Here is a 16,693-nt window from a genome sequence, read left to right as displayed (position 1 = left end):
GTCTCAGCGCCCCACTTGGCCTGGTTTTGGAGCAAGCCGTCTCGCATTTTTAAGGCTTGGCGAACGCTACATACCAGATTTTTTCTGGTCCCACAGAATCTCTTCAGCGCCTTTCCGGCGTGCTAACACCCTTGAAGCTACAAACAACAAGTCTGATAAACGGTTCAGATACTGGCGTCCCAGCGGGTTGATGGAGTCCTCATGGCTGAGGGCTACCACCACACGCTCTGCTCGTCGGCAAACGGCGCGGGCTAAGTGGCACTGAGCTGCAGCCGGGCTTCCGCCGGGTAGAATGAAGTTTTTCAGAGGAGGGAGGGGTTCGTTCATTTCATCCAGTAGGTTTTCCAGCCAGCTAATATGATCTTCAGTGATAGCTTTGCTTCCCGGAATCGCAAATTCACCGCCCAGATCAAACAGGTGGTGTTGAATGCGGCGCATGGATTCCAGCATCTCGTCGTCGCTGTCCAAGGTTTCAATCAGTAGGCCGATATGGCAGTTCAATTCATCAGCCATGCCCATGGCCTCAACACGCTGAGCGTTTTTGGCAATACGATTACCATCGGCCAAGCCGGTGGTGCCATCGTCACCGGTGCGGGTGTAAATCTTGGAAAGGCGGTTGCCCATGAAGAGTGCTCCTGTTTAAAACCCATTTATTTAAAGCGTTAGAGACCTTTTACTCGCTCGGTCAGCATTTGGTTTACCGGCGTAGCAATACCATGGCGCTTTCCGCACTGCACAAGATAGCCGTTGATATAGTCAATCTCAGTTTTACGGCCCGCCAAAACATCCGCGCGCATGGAAGACGTATTGCTGGCGGTGTTTCTCGCCACAGTTTCTATACGCTCCCGAAGAACCTCCGGCGCAATGGCTTCTGAGGTCTCAGCTTCCAACAAAACAGATATCTCCGAGCAAAGCCCATCAATGTTCTGCTGGTAAAGAGGTGAGTTCAGAATGTCTCCGTTAGGGCAGTCGAGCAGGGCGGTAAACGGATTTATCCCCGCGTTGACCACCAGCTTCTGCCAAAGCCGCTGCAGAATGCTCTCCTCAGCATGGATCTGTAAACCCGTTTCAGCCAACTGTTGAACAACACTCGCGGTGTGGTAAACGGCACTAGCCGTAAGCGCGCCCACCCAGGTATCACCGGCTCCGGCGTGAACCAATACTTCAGGGGAAGGGCGGTTCGCTCCTTCGGTAGTGCTGGCCGCTAAAATCGGCCGCTCCGGCCAGCGTTCGGCAACTGCCTGCTGGCTACCTAATCCGTTTTGAAATAAGACAATGGGTGTGCCAATCGGAGTGTGCTGTAGCCAGCTTCCCAAAGCTTTAAGCGTATCGCCAGCCTTAGTTGTTACAAGCAGAAGCTCGATGCTCTCGGTTGACTCAAGCCAAGGTAGGCTAACGTGGATGCGGGCATCACCAGATACCGGTGAAGCCGTCAGGATCTCCCTCCCGAAACCTTGTGGAGCCATGGATGGCGGAACAGAGCGTACAAGGACGTATTCACAGCGTGTTTCGGGAGGGAGATCCTGACGGCTGATGCTTCTCATAAACCGAGAAGCGTGCTCAGGCCGAGGCAAGAAACCACAATGCCCGGAAGGCAAAAGGGCGGCCCAAAGCCGCCCCAAAGAACCCGCTCCAAGAATGGCAATCACCCTGCCACTCCCGGAACGCTCATCCGCAGACACCATGCCTACATGGCCTCAATATCTGCGCGCTGTTGCTGCAATCGGCCCAAATTCCCCTGAACTTCAGCCAGCTTCTCCTGCTCCTTGGCAACCACTTCCGCAGGCGCCTTCGCAGTAAACTTCTCATTATTCAGCTTACCCTCAAGGCGTCCAATCTCCTTCTGCAAACGCTCAAGCTCCTTGTCCAGACGCTTCAGCTCCGCATCCTTATCGATCAGCCCCGCCATAGGCACCAACACTTCCATATCACCAACTAGCTGAGTGGCACACATGGGTGCCTTGTCGCCCTCTAACCATTCCAGACTTTCGAGCTTGGCCAGAGAACTTAGGAACTGACGATTTTCATTCATCCGGCGCTGACCTTCCGCACTGTTGCCACGGAACAGAACCGGAATTTTCTTCGCCGGGGAAATGTTCATCTCGCCGCGAATGTTACGCACCGCCACAATCACACCCTTCAGCCATTCAATGTCTTCGACGGCTTTAGCATCGTGCTTGCTGGTATCTACCTGCGGGAAAGGCTGCAACATGATGCTGTCGCCGGATTTGCCAGCCAGCGGTGCAATGCGCTGCCAGATTTCTTCCGTTATAAAAGGCATGATCGGGTGCGCCAGACGCAGAACGGTTTCCAGTACGCGAACCAGAGTGCGGCGGGTGCCGCGCTTCGCCTCAACACTGCCACTATCGTCGCTCAGGCAAGGCTTGGATAGCTCGAGATACCAGTCGCAGTATTCGTTCCAGATGAACTCATACAAAGCATGGGATGCTAGATCGAAACGGTACTGATCTAAGTGGCGGGTTACATCTTGCTCGCACTGCTGCAGCGCACTGATAATCCATCGATCCGCCAAAGACAGCTCTACTGCCTCGCCATTCACACCGCAGTCTTCGCCTTCTACATTCATCAGCACGTAACGGGCAGCGTTCCACAGTTTGTTGCAGAAGTTGCGGTAGCCTTCCAGACGCTTCATATCCCAGTTGATATCACGACCGGTCGTAGCCATCGCTGCCAGAGTGAAACGCAGCGCATCGGTACCGTGGGCAGAAATACCTTCCGGGAATTCCTTTTCGGTCTGTTTGGCAATTTTCTTCGCCAGCTTGGGCTGCATCATGTTGCCGGTGCGCTTTTCTAGCAGTGGGGCAAGATCGATGCCGTCGATCATGTCCAATGGGTCAATTACGTTGCCCTTGGATTTGGACATCTTGTCGCCGTGCTCGTCGCGGATCAGGCCAGTTACATACACCGTTTTGAAGGGAACTTGCGGGGTGCCGTCTTCATTTTTCATGAAGTGCATGGTCATCATGATCATCCGGGCAACCCAGAAGAAAATGATATCAAAGCCTGTCACCAGAACATCGGTAGGATGGAACGTCTTCAGGCGCTCGGTAATTTCTGGCCAGCCCAATGTGCCGAAGGTCCAAAGTGCAGAGCTGAACCATGTATCGAGAACATCGTCGTCCTGTTTCAGCGCAACGTCTGGAGCCAGATTGTGTTTCTGACGAACTTCATCTTCACTGCGGCCAACGTAGATATTGCCCTCGGCGTCGTACCAGGCAGGAATGCGGTGGCCCCACCATAGCTGGCGGGAAATACACCAGTCCTGAATGTCGCGCATCCAGGAGAAGTACATGTTCTCATACTGCTTGGGCACAAATTGAATGCGACCGTCTTCGACCGCCTCAATGGCAGGCTCAGCCAGCTTTTTGGCATCAGCAAACCACTGATCGGTCAGCATCGGCTCGATGATCAGGCCAGAGCGGTCACCACGGGGTACGCTCAGTACGTGATCTTCCACTTGCTGAACGAGGCCGGCGGCTTCCATATCAGCAACGATCTGCTTGCGGCCGTCTTCACGGGTCAGTCCGGCATAGGCTGCGGGCAGGCTGGCATCCAACTCAGTGTTTTCTGTACCGTCGCTATTGAAGATTTCGGCTTGCTCACGGATGTCTGCATCCTGCGTCAGCACGTTCATCATCGGCAGGTTGTTGCGTTTGCCTACGGCATAGTCGTTAAAGTCGTGTGCTGGCGTAATTTTCACACAGCCGGAACCTTTCTCGGGGTCGGCGTGATGGTCGGCAATCACCGGAATGCGGCGGTTTACCAACGGCAGCATCACGAATTTGCCAATCAGGTGCTGGTAACGCTCGTCGTCCGGATGAACGGCGACTGCGGTATCGCCTAGCATGGTTTCCGGGCGGGTTGTGGCTACCACCAGATAGTCTTTGCCATCTTGCGTGGTGGCGCCGTCGGCCAGCGGATAACGCAGGTGCCAGAAAAAGCCTTTCTCTTCCTTGTTCTCAACTTCCAGATCGGAAATGGCGGTGTGCAGCTTTGGATCCCAGTTCACCAAACGCTTGCCTCGGTATACCAGGCCGTCTTCGTACAGGCGAATAAACACTTCCTGTACAGCTTTGTAAAAGCCGTCGTCCATGGTGAAGCGTTCGGTGTCCCAGTCAACCGAGTTGCCCAGCCGGCGCATCTGGCCGGTAATGGTACCGCCAGATTCTTCTTTCCAGTCCCAAATGCGTTTGATGAACTCATCGCGGCCCAGATCGTGGCGGGTTTTGCCTTCTTCCGCAGCCAGTTTGCGCTCAACCACCATTTGGGTAGCAATGCCTGCGTGGTCACTGCCTACCTGCCACAGGGTGTTGTGACCCTGCATACGCTTGTAGCGGGTGAGGGTGTCCATGATGGTGTGCTGGAAGGCATGACCCATGTGCAGGCTGCCGGTCACATTGGGAGGCGGGATAGCGATGCTGTAGGACTCGCCCTCTCCACTGGGGCGGAAGTAGCCTTTGGATTCCCAGTTTTCGTACCACTGGCGCTCAATGTTTTCTGGCTGGTAGGTTTTTTCCATGGGTTTTTCTGGCGACCGTTTGATTGATTCACAAGGGGAAATTGAAACACTGGATTATACATGTTCGGTTGTTATCGGGCGAACCTTGGGCGTTGAGGAGGCCAGCACAAAGTCGGTGCCGGTGGATGTGAAAGGCTTTCACATCCGCCGGTTTGCACCTGTTACGAATCTAGCGCTTTCTCTGATCGTGAACCCGAGGCTCAATCCCCAGCGCCCTGAGCTGCCTGAAGTGCGATCGAGCCTGATTGAGAACGGCGGGATCGTTATGGGCCACCAAGGCGAGGCGTTTGAATTTGTCTGCGTTCGCAGGAAGCGTCTCGGAGAGAATGATCACTGTATCCCAATCTTCCGCAACTGGCGGGCAAAGCAGTATGCCAACAGGATCAGCACAGGGTGTGGCCGAATCGGGAATGACACTGTGCGGGATAAACGCATCCGGGCTGAAGCTCCAGATCAGTTCATCCAGCTCTTCAGCTTGTTGCTGAGTGTCACACACAATGCACACCCGGTCGCCCTGCTGCCAGGCCTTGCTCACAAGCTTGGTGGCGTGCAGGTGGCGGGCTGCAGGGGTGTCTTGCAGGAGAATATGAAACCAGTAGCGCTGGTTTTGATCTTCCTGTGCAGACGCAGGCCGAGAGCCGCCGGCAGCAGGGCTGCCGGCTGTTGGTGCGGAATTACTTTCCATTATTGTCCAGCGTGGGACATCAGGTAGTCGACCAGCAGGGGAACCGGACGGCCAGAAGAGCCTTTGGCTTTACCTGAGTGCCAAGCAGTGCCAGCGATGTCCAGATGCGCCCAGCGGTACTCTTTGGTGAAGCGTGCCAAGAAGCAGGCCGCGGTAATGGTACCCGCGGTGCGGCCACCGATGTTCGCCATATCTGCAAAGTTGCTGTCCAACAGGCTCTGGTACTCATCCCAAATGGGCAGGCGCCAGGCTTTGTCACTCGCCCGCTCACCCGCAGCCAGCAGTTCGTTGGCCAGATCGTCGTTGTTTGCCATCAGGCCTGTTGTCTCATGGCCAAGTGCAATGATGCAGGCACCGGTAAGTGTCGCAAGATCAATGACCACCTCCGGATCAAACTTCTTCACATAGGTGAGGGCATCGCACAAAACCAGACGGCCTTCAGCGTCGGTGTTGAGGATCTCTACCGTTTGTCCAGACATGGTGGTTACGATATCGCCGGGGCGGCTAGCATTACCATCTGGCATGTTTTCAGCGGCAGCGATAACTGCAACCACGTTGATTTTGGGTTGGGTTTCCGCAAGAACTTGTATGGCGCCGAATACAGAGGCAGAGCCGCCCATGTCGTATTTCATTTCATCCATGCCAGCGCCCGGCTTGAGGCTGATGCCGCCCGTATCAAAGGTAATGCCTTTACCTACCAGAACATGAGGCTTGTCTTCAGCATTGCCGCCGCGGTATTCCATGATGATCAGGCGAGGTGGCTGAGCGCTACCCTGACCAACGGCCAGAAGGGAGTTCATGCCGAGTTCTTTCATTTGCTTTTCATCAAGCACTTCGGTCTTGATGCAGTCGTGCTCAGTAGCCAATTTGTGGGCTCGCTCTGCCAGCCATGAAGGGTGGCAGATGTTCGGTGGCATATTGCCCAAGTCACGGGCTAGGTTCATGCCGCGACCCGTTGCCAACCCCAGATTAAAGGCTTCTTTTTGAGCTTTGCCCGCCTCTGACGCGTTCACTAAAACCTTGTTGAGTTTGCGGGCGGTCGGTTTTTCGCTTTTAAATTCGCTGAAAATGTAGAGTTGGTCCTCGAGAGTACGGCCAATCAAGCTGAGTTTTGCTTGTTCAGAGCTGACATTTTCGTTACCGGTTACCTTGGTGTCGGTCAGGGTAATTAGTACGCTTTTTGAAGGGCCGTCTTTAAGGGTGCCCACCATTGCAATCAATGCTTTGCGGAAGTATGCGCTGTTGCGTTCGGCATCCTTTCCTGTGCCAACCACAAGTAATCTGCTCCATGGCTGATCGACGAGTGGCACCTGAATTGTCTCAGCATTTTTGCCGTTAATATCACCGGCTTTCTGGAGCTTGCTGATCAGCCCGCCTAATGCGCCGTCGGCCTCGGTGGTAGAGGCTGGCCAGTCGCCTTGTTCCGGAAGGGCGACAACTAGGCAGTCGGCTTTGGTGCTCGTAATGGCAGTACTATTCAGGCTGAAGTTCATGGAAACTCCTTTAGTTGTCCGGGAAGGCCGCAGATGAGAACGGCAGAAATGATTTGATCCTGTTTCACCAAGCATTGGGGTTTGCATCTAGTTTATCAAGCTGGGAAGGCAGGATGATTAACATAACTGGGGCTTAGTCTGTCGTTACCTTAACGCTGCTACACTGTCATTCGGCCCTAAGGTTACATAGAATACGCGCAGTTTTCCTATTCCTCCATGTTCCGGTTTACACGGGCAGAGAAACCGTTTTGAGCATTATTTTTCGCTATCTCATACGTCAGGTTATGGTCAGCATGGTTGCCGTTTCGGGCATCCTTTTGCTGGTGTTCATGAGCGGGCGTTTTATTAAATACTTGGCGGGTGCTGCCGAGGGCAAGATTGCGCCGGGTGTGCTGTTTGAAATCATGGCGTACCGCTTTCCGGGATTTCTCGAACTCATCCTCCCATTGGGCTTGTTCATTGGCATTTTGCTCGCCTACGGCCGCATGTATATGGAAAGCGAAATGACGGTGCTCTACGCCTGTGGCGTGAGTGATCGCCAGCTACTTGCGAAAACTCTAATTGGTAGCCTTTTTGTGATGTTGACCGTTGGGAGCATGAGCTTAGTGGTTTCTCCCTGGGGAATGAAGCAGGTCGAGAAAATTTTTGCAGAACAGGCGAAAGCAACTGAGTTCGATTTGCTTGCGCCGGGGCGATTTCAGAAGCTCTCATCGGGTGGTCGAGTCACCTATACCGAAGCTCTTAGTGATGATAAACGCCGTTTGAAAGGGGTTTTTATTGCCGAGTACGGTCAAGACGGCACTGGCGTAAGCGTTATTACGGCTGATTCCGGCTCGCAGTTAATTGATGAAGCAACTGGCAGCCGCTTTCTTATTCTTGAAAACGGTGCTCGTTTCGATGGCAGTCCGGGCAAACTGGATTATCAGATTACCGGCTTCGAGGCCTATGGATTGAAGATTCGTAGCGGTAGCAGCGGCGATGTGGAGCTGGATGAAGGGGTGACCACTGGCCAACTTATGCGTTCCGATGACCCGCGGGACAGAGCCTTGTTGCATTGGCGCTTCTCGTTGCCTTTGATTGTACCCATAGTGGCGCTGTTAGCGGTTCGGCTTAGCCGGGTGAACCCCCGGCAAGGGCGGTTTTTTCACCTTTTACCTGCCATGCTCGTCTATGTCGCTTACCTTGGCTTGCTGATTGTTGGCCGCGACGCGATGGCTGAGGGCAAGGTGCCTGAGTGGCTCGGCATGCTTTGGGTACACGCCATCTTTCTAGCGCTTGGGCTTTGGCTGCACTTTGGCCCAGCCTGGCTTCACAAAAGAAAAGTGAAGCGGGGGGGTGCGACAAGTGCGTAAAATTGATCGTTATGTGATGCGTAATGTTGGCGGCGCCATGTTTTTGGTCATGGTCGTGGTGCTGTCTCTGGACCTCATTTTTGCCTTTGTTGCCGAGCTGGAGGACACCCGGAATAACTACCAGATACTGGATGCGCTCTGGTATGTGGCTCTCACCTTGCCGCGCAGAATTTACGATTACCTACCACTGGGTGCCTTTATGGGGTGCCTCATCGGTTTGGGTGGCATGGCAAGTTCCTCCGAGCTTACGGTGATTCGTGCTGCCGGGGTTTCTATAAAGCGAGTTGTGTGGTCAGCCATGAAGCCGGCACTGGTGATTGTTTTGGCGGGTGTGCTTATAGGTGAGTATTTGGCTCCCCCTGCAGAACGAGCCGCTCAGAGCCACAAGGCAGTTGCCCTAGGCGCAGGCCAGAACGTTGCTGCGGCACATGGCGTATGGCACCGCGAAGGTAACGTTTTTATGCATCTAAACGCGGTACAAGCCAACGGAGTTCTGCATGGCGTTTCCTTGTTCCGTTTCGATGACGAGAGACAACTGGTTGCTGCTAGCTTTTCTGAACGCGCGATTTATCAGGGCGATCATTGGATCCTGCAAAATACTACGACCACTCGGCTTGAGGGTGACTCAACCAGCCGTGCGGATGATCAAAGCCTGCGCTGGGATACTGGCCTTTCCCCAAGTGTGTTGAGCGTGCTGATCGTTAAGCCGGAAAACCTGTCAATGACAGGCCTGTACACTTACGCCACCTATTTAGGTGATCAGGAGCTAAATGGCGCGCCCTATTGGCTGGCCTTTTGGAAAAAGACACTGATGCCGTTGGGTACCGGTGTGATGGTTCTGGTGGCGATTTCTTTCATATTCGGGCCGCTGCGTTCGGTAACCATGGGGTTTCGTATTTTTACCGGGCTACTGGTGGGGCTGTTGTTCAAATATATGCAGGACTTGCTGGGCCCGATGAGCTTGGTCTTCGGGTTTAACCCAATATTGGCGGTTTCAGCGCCGATTGCTGTGAATGCAGTGGTGGGAGCTTTGTTGATGCGCCGGGCAGGTTAGCCGCCCGGCACTTTGGTTCAATCCGCCTTAGTTTTTGCTGGTAGAGCAACGACTACACTTTCCGAAAACCTGTCTGTTACTGAAAGCCCGTTGATAGGATAGAACAAAGCGAGCATGGCTGGTACGGAGAGAAATAGAGTTGCGGAGCCGAGATAATGACCCGCTAGAAGCGCCAAAAAAAACACTGCGGCAGCGGTAACGTAACGCCGAAGTGCTTGGCTCCAGCTCACAGAAGATCCGTCGATATTTTGAATGCGAACACGCCAAACCTGCATGCCCAGTGTCTGCCCGATTCGCGTCCAGAAGTAAGCAAAGAACAAATACATCACCAGAAACAACACGAATGTCAGGCCGGGGTCTCCGGATAACTGGCCAGCTTCTGCTTTTTGTTCAAGAAGGTCCCAGCCAGTGAACCAGCCGGTGATCAGGGTGTAAATCCATGTGGTAACCAAAAGCACAGCGATGCTGATCAAACCGTCGTAAATGACGGCCAAGGATCTTTTTAGGAATGTGGCTGGCGGAAGTAGTTCGTCAGCAGCGTTGAAGCGGCGGGGCATGGGGTCTCCTGTGATGTTTCACGTTTTTCCTGTATTCATTTTTCCTATAACCGGCGTGTGCTAGAGTAGCCGATTTGCACACGCATGTAAGTATTCGTATTCAATCGCGGATCCGGCCGATTTACGGTGGGATTTCTGGAAAGGTATCAAAGGGCTATGAAAACCGCAGAGTTGCGACAGGCATTTCTTGATTATTTCAAACAGCAAGGTCACTCCATTGTTTCAAGCAGCTCGTTGGTGCCGGCAGATGATCCGACACTGCTGTTTACCAATGCGGGGATGAACCAGTTCAAAGACGTGTTTTTGGGTCGTGAGGAGCGTAACTACACCCGCGCAACCAGCTCTCAAAAATGCGTTCGTGCCGGCGGCAAGCATAACGATTTGGAAAACGTGGGTTACACGGCGCGCCATCATACATTCTTCGAAATGCTGGGCAACTTCAGCTTCGGCGACTACTTCAAGCGCGAAGCCATTAACTATGCGTGGACCTTCCTGACCGGAGAGCAGTGGCTGAACCTGCCTTCTGAAAAGCTCTGGATAACCGTCTACGCAGACGATGACGAAGCCTACGATATTTGGAATAAAGAAGTAGGCGTGCCAGCAGATCGCATTGTCCGTATCGGTGATAACGGCGGTGCTCCCTATGCTTCAGACAACTTCTGGCAGATGGGCGATACCGGCCCTTGCGGCCCCTGTACTGAGATTTTCTACGATCACGGCCCCGATGTAGCCGGAGGCCCTCCCGGAAGCCCCGAGGAGGACGGAGACCGCTACATTGAGATCTGGAACGTGGTCTTTATGCAGTACAATCGCACCGCAGATGGTGAAATGCTTAACCTTCCAAAGCCCTCCGTGGATACGGGCATGGGGCTGGAGCGGGTAACAGCCGTTTTGCAGGGCGTACACAGCAATTACGAAATCGATCTTTTTGACGATCTGCTGAAAGCCGCTTCCGACATCCTTGGCGGTGCTGCCACCACCGAAGCGAGCTTGCGAGTGGTTGCCGACCATATTCGTTCCTGTGCGTTCTTGATTTCCGACGGCGTAATGCCTTCGAATGAAGGCCGTGGTTTTGTTTTACGGCGCATCATTCGTCGTGCCGCCCGTCATGGCAATAAGCTGGGCGCGAAAGGCCCGTTTTTCTACAAGCTCACGAGTGCGTTGGTCGATTTGATGGGAGAGGCTTACCCGCAATTGGTAAGCGGCCAAAAACAGATAGAGAGGGTTTTGCTGCAGGAAGAAGAGCAGTTTGTAAAAACTCTGGATAAAGGTCTGCGCTTGTTGGAGCAGGATATTGCCGAGCTTGAAGGCGATGTTATTCCGGGAGAAACCATCTTCACCTTGTACGATACCTACGGCTTTCCAGTGGACCTTACCAACGACATCGCCAGAGAGCGTGGTTTGACACTGGATTACCAAGGTTACGAAAAAGCCATGGAAAGCCAGCGTGAGCGGGCAAGAGCGGCCAGTAAATTTGGTATCGATTACAATGCAACCGGCCTGAGCATAGATGGTAAAACCGAATTTACCGGCTACGATCAGATTGATGGCCATGAGCGTATCCGAGCTGTGATTGTGAACGGCGAAATGAAAAACGCCGAAGCCGGTGATGAGGCGGTTGTGGTTTTGGAAAGAACCCCCTTTTACGCCGAGTCCGGCGGCCAGATAGGCGATACCGGGCTGCTGACATGGAGCGGCGGTCGCTTCAAGGTAACCGATACCCGCAAAGACGGTGATAATCACCTGCACGTAGGTACTCTCATAGAAGGTGAATTGTTCGAAGGGCTAGAGGTGGATGCCCGCATCGACCACGCACGCCGCGAGCGTATTCGTCGCAATCATTCCGCTACGCACTTGCTTCATGCGGCATTGCGCAAGGTGCTGGGTGACCATGTAGGGCAAAAGGGCTCTTTGGTTGATTCAGACAAACTGCGTTTCGATTTTTCACACTTCGAAGCTGTAACGCCGGAGCAGCTGAAAGAAATCGAACGTCAGGTAAATGAGCAGATTCTAGGTAATACGGCTGTAGAAACCGAAACTACCGATATGGAAAAGGCGCAGCAAAAGGGTGCTATGGCCTTGTTCGGTGAAAAGTATGGCGACGTTGTTCGTGTGTTGAGCATGGGCTCGGATCGTTACTCGGTTGAGCTATGCGGTGGTACCCACGTTGCTCGCACTGGCGACATAGGGCTGTTCCGTATTACATCCGAAAGCGGTATTTCCTCCGGCGTTCGCCGTATCGAAGCGGTTACCGGTTTTGGTGCTCTTGAGTGGGTAGATGATACTGAACGCACGCTGCGTGAAGCCGCTCGCTTAGTAAAAGGCAGCCGAGAAACGGTTATCGATAAAGTGCAGCAGACGATTGATCGTAATCGACAGCTGGAGAAAGATGTAGATGCACTGAAGGCAAAACTCGCCAGTTCCGCGGGAAGCGATCTGGCCGATTCTGCTGTAGATGTTGCAGGCCTCAAGGTGGTTGCTTCTGAGCTGGCGGGTGCCGATCGAAAGGCACTCATGGAAACAACTGATCAGCTTAAAAACAAGCTCGGCGAAGGTGTCGTAGTGCTTGCCAGTGTTGAAGATGGGAAGGTGACTCTGGTCGCAGGTGTAACCAAGTCCGCAACAGGTAAAGTCAAAGCAGGTGACCTAATGAAGCACCTTGCTGGCTTGGTTGATGGCAAGGGCGGCGGTCGACCCGATATGGCGCAAGGCGGAGGCAATGACCCCTCCAAGCTCGCCGAGGCTCTTGCTGGTGTGCCTGAGTGGGTTGAAAAAAATCTCGCTTAAGCAACTATTTTTCTGAAGCGGTCGGGGTTTATAATTCTGGCCGCTTGTTTACTGACTGGCAGGGCGCTTAGCTCTGTCACAGATCTCTGATTCGGATACTGGAAAAATAATGGCTCTGTTGGTTCAGAAATTTGGTGGCACCTCGGTGGGTACCGCCGAGAGGATAGAAGCGGTTGCCGAAAAAGTGCGCGGCTTCCGTAACGAAGGTCATGACGTGGTGGTGGTGGTCTCAGCTATGAGTGGCGAAACCAACCGGTTGATTGCTCTGGCCAGCAGTATTATGGAAGAGCCCGCGCCGCGCGAAATGGATGTTCTGGTCTCCACCGGGGAGCAGGTAACCATCGCTCTTCTTAGTATGGCACTGCAGAAGCTAGGGTGTGATGCTCGCTCCTACACAGGTTCTCAGGTGCGCATATTGACTGACAGTATGCATACTAAAGCCCGTATCAAGCAGATCGATGAGCAGCGCATGCGCAAAGATTTGAATGCTGGCCGTGTGGTGGTGGTTGCCGGGTTTCAAGGTGTTGATGAGCACGGCAATATTACAACGTTGGGCCGGGGTGGCTCAGACACCACAGCCGTCGCTTTGGCGGCAGCGTTAAAGGCTGATGAATGTCAGATTTATACCGATGTGGACGGTGTTTATACCACTGACCCCAGAGTTGTGGACAGTGCTCGTCGTCTGGAGCAAATCACATTTGAAGAAATGATGGAAATGGCGAGTCTGGGCTCCAAAGTACTCCAGATTCGTGCCGTAGAATTTGCGGGCAAATACAACGTTCCGTTGAGGGTTCTCTCCAGCTTTAAAGAAGGTGAGGGCACCCTGATTACATTTGAGGAAGAAATCGCCATGGAACAACCGGTCGTCTCCGGCATCGCTTTTAACCGTGATGAAGCCAAAGTTACTATCTCGGGCGTGCCCGATACCCCGGGTAGCGCGCTGAGCATTCTAAAGCCAGTGAGTGACGCGAATATCGGCGTGGACATGATTGTCCAGAATGTGGGTGAAGATAATCGGACAGCTTTTACCTTTACGGTTCACCGTGATGACTTTAATCGGGCCAAAAGCGTTCTCCAGAGAGTATCAGACGAACTCGGTGCCCGCGGTGTAAGCGGCGACACAAAAATTGCAAAGGTCAGTATTGTTGGCGTTGGTATGCGCTCCCATGCTGGTGTAGCAACCAAAATGTTCGAAGCTCTTTCGGTTGAGGGCATTAATATCCAGATGATCTCCACATCGGAAATCAAGATTTCTGTGGTGATCGACGAGAAATATCTTGAGCTTGCGGTTCGCGCCCTGCACAGTGCGTTTGAGCTAGACAAGCCTGGGGTAGAAGAAACCTTGTAACATGGGCTTTTGTCTGGTTTTCAGGGCGTAATAAAAAGAGGTTTATTTTCTGACCTTATGCTCGCATGAGACCGTATAAGGGAATGTGCGGCTTTTGGTCAGCCAGTGATCTCACTATAAACGTAGAACCAATTAAAAAATTACTTGTCGGAACAGGTAGCTCAGGATAGGGAGTAAGGAATATGTTGATTCTAACTCGCCGCGTTGGCGAAACTTTGATGGTTGGTGATGATATCACCGTAACTGTGCTCGGGGTAAAAGGTAACCAAGTGCGTATCGGGGTAAACGCACCGAAAGAAGTTGCTGTACACCGTGAAGAAATTTACCAGCGCATTCAGTCTGAAAAAGGCGTAGATGAGCCGGAACCCGGCAACAGCTAAGTAGCAAAAAAGGCCGTTCAGGGTGAATCTGAGCGGCTTTTTTGTATTTAGTGAAAACGAAGGCTAAAAAAATCGTGTCAACCCTATGAAAACAGAAAAATTATGGTAGTATACGCCCCGTTCTGAAGGAGAGGTGGGTGAGTGGCTGAAACCAGTTCCCTGCTAAGGAACCGTACGAGAAATCGTACCGAGGGTTCGAATCCCTCCCTCTCCGCCACTTTCTTTTTGATAAGAAAAGCGGAACAGGTTGAAGTTGCTTTCAACCAGAGAAAGTGATCAATGCGCGGCTGTAGCTCAGCTGGATAGAGTACTCGGCTACGAACCGAGCGGTCGGAGGTTCGAATCCTCCCAGCCGCGCCATATTCAAGTCAAAATGCCTCAGCTTGTGCACCCCACAGCCTGAGGCATTTTGCATTCTATAGCTGGGAGAATTTGAACCGAAAGAGGTTCGACTGAAACCCGCACTATTTCCTTCTTTTGTCAGGGGATACCCCTACAGCCTCTGCAGTTCGAATTGACCATCGTCAAACTTGCCCAATCTTGCCTTGATAGACTTTCGATAGTTGCCTCATCAATTAACCTCCAGCGCTATCGAATGGAGACGTCATGGATAAGATCCGCCGCGCTCTGCTAGGACAGATTGCTAAACTGACAGCCGGAGCCGCTCTGGTTCCGCTAAGCAGCGTCGCTTCCGCAGCTATAAATGATCAGCCGCCGCGAAGAGAGGGTGATCCTGAGAAGCGCTATGCCATGCTGATCGACCTCAGGGCCTGCATTGGCTGTCAGGCCTGCACTGTCTCCTGCCACATTGAAAATGAAGCCCCCTTGGGTAATTTCCGCACGATCGTCTCCCAGTACGAAGTTGAGCATGAAGAGACTGGTGATTCGGCAACTTTCATGTTGCCTCGGCTATGCAATCACTGTGAAAACCCGCCCTGTGTGCCCGTATGCCCGGTGCAGGCCACGTTTCAGCGACAGGACGGTATTGTCGTGGTGGATAACGAGGTGTGCGTTGGCTGTGCCTACTGCGTGCAGGCCTGCCCTTATGACGCACGGTTTATAAACGAACATACCCAGACGGCGGATAAGTGCACCTTCTGTGCCCACCGACTTGATGTCGGATTGCTGCCGGCCTGCGTCGAATCCTGTGTGGGTGGAGCTCGCATTATTGGCGACCTTCACGATCCGGACAGTCAGATCAGCCGCATGATGAAAGAGCACTACAGCGAATTGATGGTGCTTAAACCGGAAATGGGTACAGCCCCTCATGTGTTCTACCTGGGTATGGATGAACGATTTGTGTCCCGGCCGGATGCCAAGCCCGCAATCTGGGATGTGCGCGATCAACAAGGTGAGGAGATAGGCTATGAATTCAGCGGTCATTGAGGTTCTCGCTCCCCGTTACGGTATTGCCTGGTATCCGTGGGCGGTACAGTATTTTTTCATGATTGCCGTGTCTTATTCGGCTTTGTTGCTGACGGTTCCGGGGTTGTTGCTGGGCAAGAAGAACTACCAGCCTCTGGCAAAAGTAGCGCTGTTGGTCACGGTCAGTTGCACACTGGTAGGCCCGGTTGCACTGTTGGCAGACTTGCACCAACCGCTAAGGTTCTGGCACTTCTACGCCAACCTCACTCCCTGGTCCTGGATGTCGATCGGCAGCCTTTTATTGCCGGTGTATCTCTTGTTGGTTGTCGCTTATGCATGGCTTGCCTGGCGGCCTGCCATGCAGGAACAGGCGCAGGGTGAGGGTTGGATTGCCAAGCTGTCTGGCTGGATAAGCCTGGGTCAGTGGCATGCGCCACGTTGGATGCTGGTGGTTTCAGGCCTTGGGGCACTGCTGTTTTCTCTGGGTATCATGATTTATACCGGCGCTGAAGTCGCTATCGTAAAAGCGCGACCACTATGGGATACCCTCTGGTTACCGGTCATGTTCGCACTGACAGGGCTGGTTGCTGCTGCGGGACTGGTTATTTTAATTAACCGTCTGATGACCGGTAACGATGAAGACGTTAACGAACAGAGTCTGAAGGTGGTTTTCGTCAGCATGGTTCTGTCTGCGTTGGTGGCGGCATTATGGATTTCAGAAGGCATTACCGGTTTCAGTCCTTCGGTAGAACAGGCGCTGGTGTCTCTACAGGGAAATCCGGAATGGCGTGCGGTGGCGATTTACGGCTTGCTGGTGGGTATAGCTCTTACGCTGTCTACAATCGTAATGTTACGCCGCCCAGGCTGGCTTGGCCGCTCCTGGATTGCGGGTCTGCTGGCTGTACACATTGGCTGGACCTTTCGCTGGATGGTGTTGATGGAGGTGCAGACTGTGGCGAAGAATACCGCCGGCTACTACCACTACGCCATTGAAGCCGGGTCTAGCGGCTTACTGGGTATCATCGGCACTTTCGGGCTATGGCTGGCCGCGCTGCTGATTATTGACATTCTGGTGCCCTGGAAAAAGGGCCTCCCCACAAGTCCCCACTGATTCACGTCTTCGGAGCGAGAT

At 53.2% G+C, this 16,693-nt stretch carries 13 protein-coding genes and 2 tRNA genes; 9 read left to right on the top strand and 6 right to left on the bottom strand.

Annotated features, from left to right (window positions below):
• Nucleotides 1-66 precede the first annotated feature (66 nt).
• The 5 genes from KO508_RS10415 to KO508_RS10395 all read right to left on the bottom strand — a co-directional run bounded on the left by KO508_RS10415 (nt 67) and on the right by KO508_RS10395 (nt 6,718).
• On the bottom strand, nt 67-624 hold the full coding sequence (locus tag KO508_RS10415; RefSeq protein WP_216008252.1) for a cob(I)yrinic acid a,c-diamide adenosyltransferase: 558 nt from the start codon (nt 622-624) through the stop codon (nt 67-69).
• A 38-nt stretch (nt 625-662) separates the two neighbouring features.
• Nucleotides 663-1,685: a ketopantoate reductase family protein gene (locus KO508_RS10410; RefSeq protein WP_216008251.1), complete on the bottom strand. Its 1,023-nt coding sequence runs from the start codon at nt 1,683-1,685 to the stop codon at nt 663-665.
• 2 nt (nt 1,686-1,687) lie between these two features.
• Entirely contained in the window at nt 1,688-4,540 is a 2,853-nt protein-coding gene (locus tag KO508_RS10405) for a valine--tRNA ligase (RefSeq protein ID WP_216008250.1), read from the bottom strand.
• 169 nt (nt 4,541-4,709) lie between these two features.
• Entirely contained in the window at nt 4,710-5,225 is a 516-nt protein-coding gene (locus KO508_RS10400; protein ID WP_216008249.1) for a DNA polymerase III subunit chi, read from the bottom strand.
• Entirely contained in the window at nt 5,225-6,718 is a 1,494-nt protein-coding gene (locus KO508_RS10395) for a leucyl aminopeptidase (RefSeq protein WP_216008248.1), read from the bottom strand. The genes KO508_RS10400 and KO508_RS10395 overlap by 1 nt, the downstream gene beginning before the upstream one ends.
• A 248-nt stretch (nt 6,719-6,966) precedes the next feature.
• Here KO508_RS10395 and lptF point away from each other — a divergent pair, with 248 nt between their 5' ends.
• Nucleotides 6,967-8,070: an LPS export ABC transporter permease LptF gene (gene lptF, locus KO508_RS10390; protein WP_216008247.1), complete on the top strand. Its 1,104-nt coding sequence runs from the start codon at nt 6,967-6,969 to the stop codon at nt 8,068-8,070.
• The gene (gene lptG, locus KO508_RS10385; protein WP_216008246.1) at nt 8,063-9,124 is read left to right on the top strand and encodes an LPS export ABC transporter permease LptG; all 1,062 of its coding nucleotides are present in this window, start codon (nt 8,063-8,065) and stop codon (nt 9,122-9,124) included. The genes lptF and lptG overlap by 8 nt, the downstream gene beginning before the upstream one ends.
• A gap of 17 nt (nt 9,125-9,141) precedes the next feature.
• Here the strand turns inward: lptG and KO508_RS10380 are convergent, their stop codons facing one another.
• Nucleotides 9,142-9,681 (bottom strand): RDD family protein, encoded by a 540-nt coding sequence (locus tag KO508_RS10380; protein WP_216008245.1) that lies wholly within the window; start codon nt 9,679-9,681, stop codon nt 9,142-9,144.
• Between the two features lie 156 nt (nt 9,682-9,837).
• Here KO508_RS10380 and alaS point away from each other — a divergent pair, with 156 nt between their 5' ends.
• The 7 genes from alaS (at nt 9,838) to nrfD (ending at nt 16,672) form a co-directional block, all read left to right on the top strand.
• Nucleotides 9,838-12,468, top strand: coding sequence for an alanine--tRNA ligase (gene alaS / locus KO508_RS10375; protein ID WP_216008244.1), 2,631 nt, complete (start codon nt 9,838-9,840; stop codon nt 12,466-12,468).
• Between the two features lie 109 nt (nt 12,469-12,577).
• Nucleotides 12,578-13,816, top strand: a complete 1,239-nt coding sequence (locus KO508_RS10370) for an aspartate kinase (RefSeq protein WP_216008243.1) — start codon at nt 12,578-12,580, stop codon at nt 13,814-13,816.
• 182 nt (nt 13,817-13,998) lie between these two features.
• Nucleotides 13,999-14,196: a carbon storage regulator CsrA gene (csrA, locus tag KO508_RS10365; protein ID WP_200366210.1), complete on the top strand. Its 198-nt coding sequence runs from the start codon at nt 13,999-14,001 to the stop codon at nt 14,194-14,196.
• A gap of 127 nt (nt 14,197-14,323) precedes the next feature.
• Nucleotides 14,324-14,413, top strand: a tRNA-Ser gene (locus KO508_RS10360).
• A 66-nt stretch (nt 14,414-14,479) separates the two neighbouring features.
• Nucleotides 14,480-14,556: transfer RNA gene (locus KO508_RS10355), tRNA-Arg, on the top strand.
• 246 nt (nt 14,557-14,802) lie between these two features.
• Entirely contained in the window at nt 14,803-15,582 is a 780-nt protein-coding gene (gene dsrO / locus KO508_RS10350) for a sulfate reduction electron transfer complex DsrMKJOP subunit DsrO (RefSeq protein WP_216008242.1), read from the top strand.
• Nucleotides 15,563-16,672, top strand: coding sequence for an NrfD/PsrC family molybdoenzyme membrane anchor subunit (nrfD, locus tag KO508_RS10345; protein WP_216008241.1), 1,110 nt, complete (start codon nt 15,563-15,565; stop codon nt 16,670-16,672). Before dsrO ends, nrfD begins: the two co-directional genes overlap by 20 nt.
• The last annotated feature ends 21 nt before the right edge of the window (nt 16,673-16,693 follow it).

Origin of the sequence: Marinobacter salexigens, assembly GCF_018860765.1 — a bacterium.
Classification (GTDB): Bacteria; Pseudomonadota; Gammaproteobacteria; order Pseudomonadales; family Oleiphilaceae; genus Marinobacter; species Marinobacter salexigens_A.
Note: the sequence above shows the minus strand (reverse complement) of the source record. Positions and strands in the feature narration are given on the sequence as shown.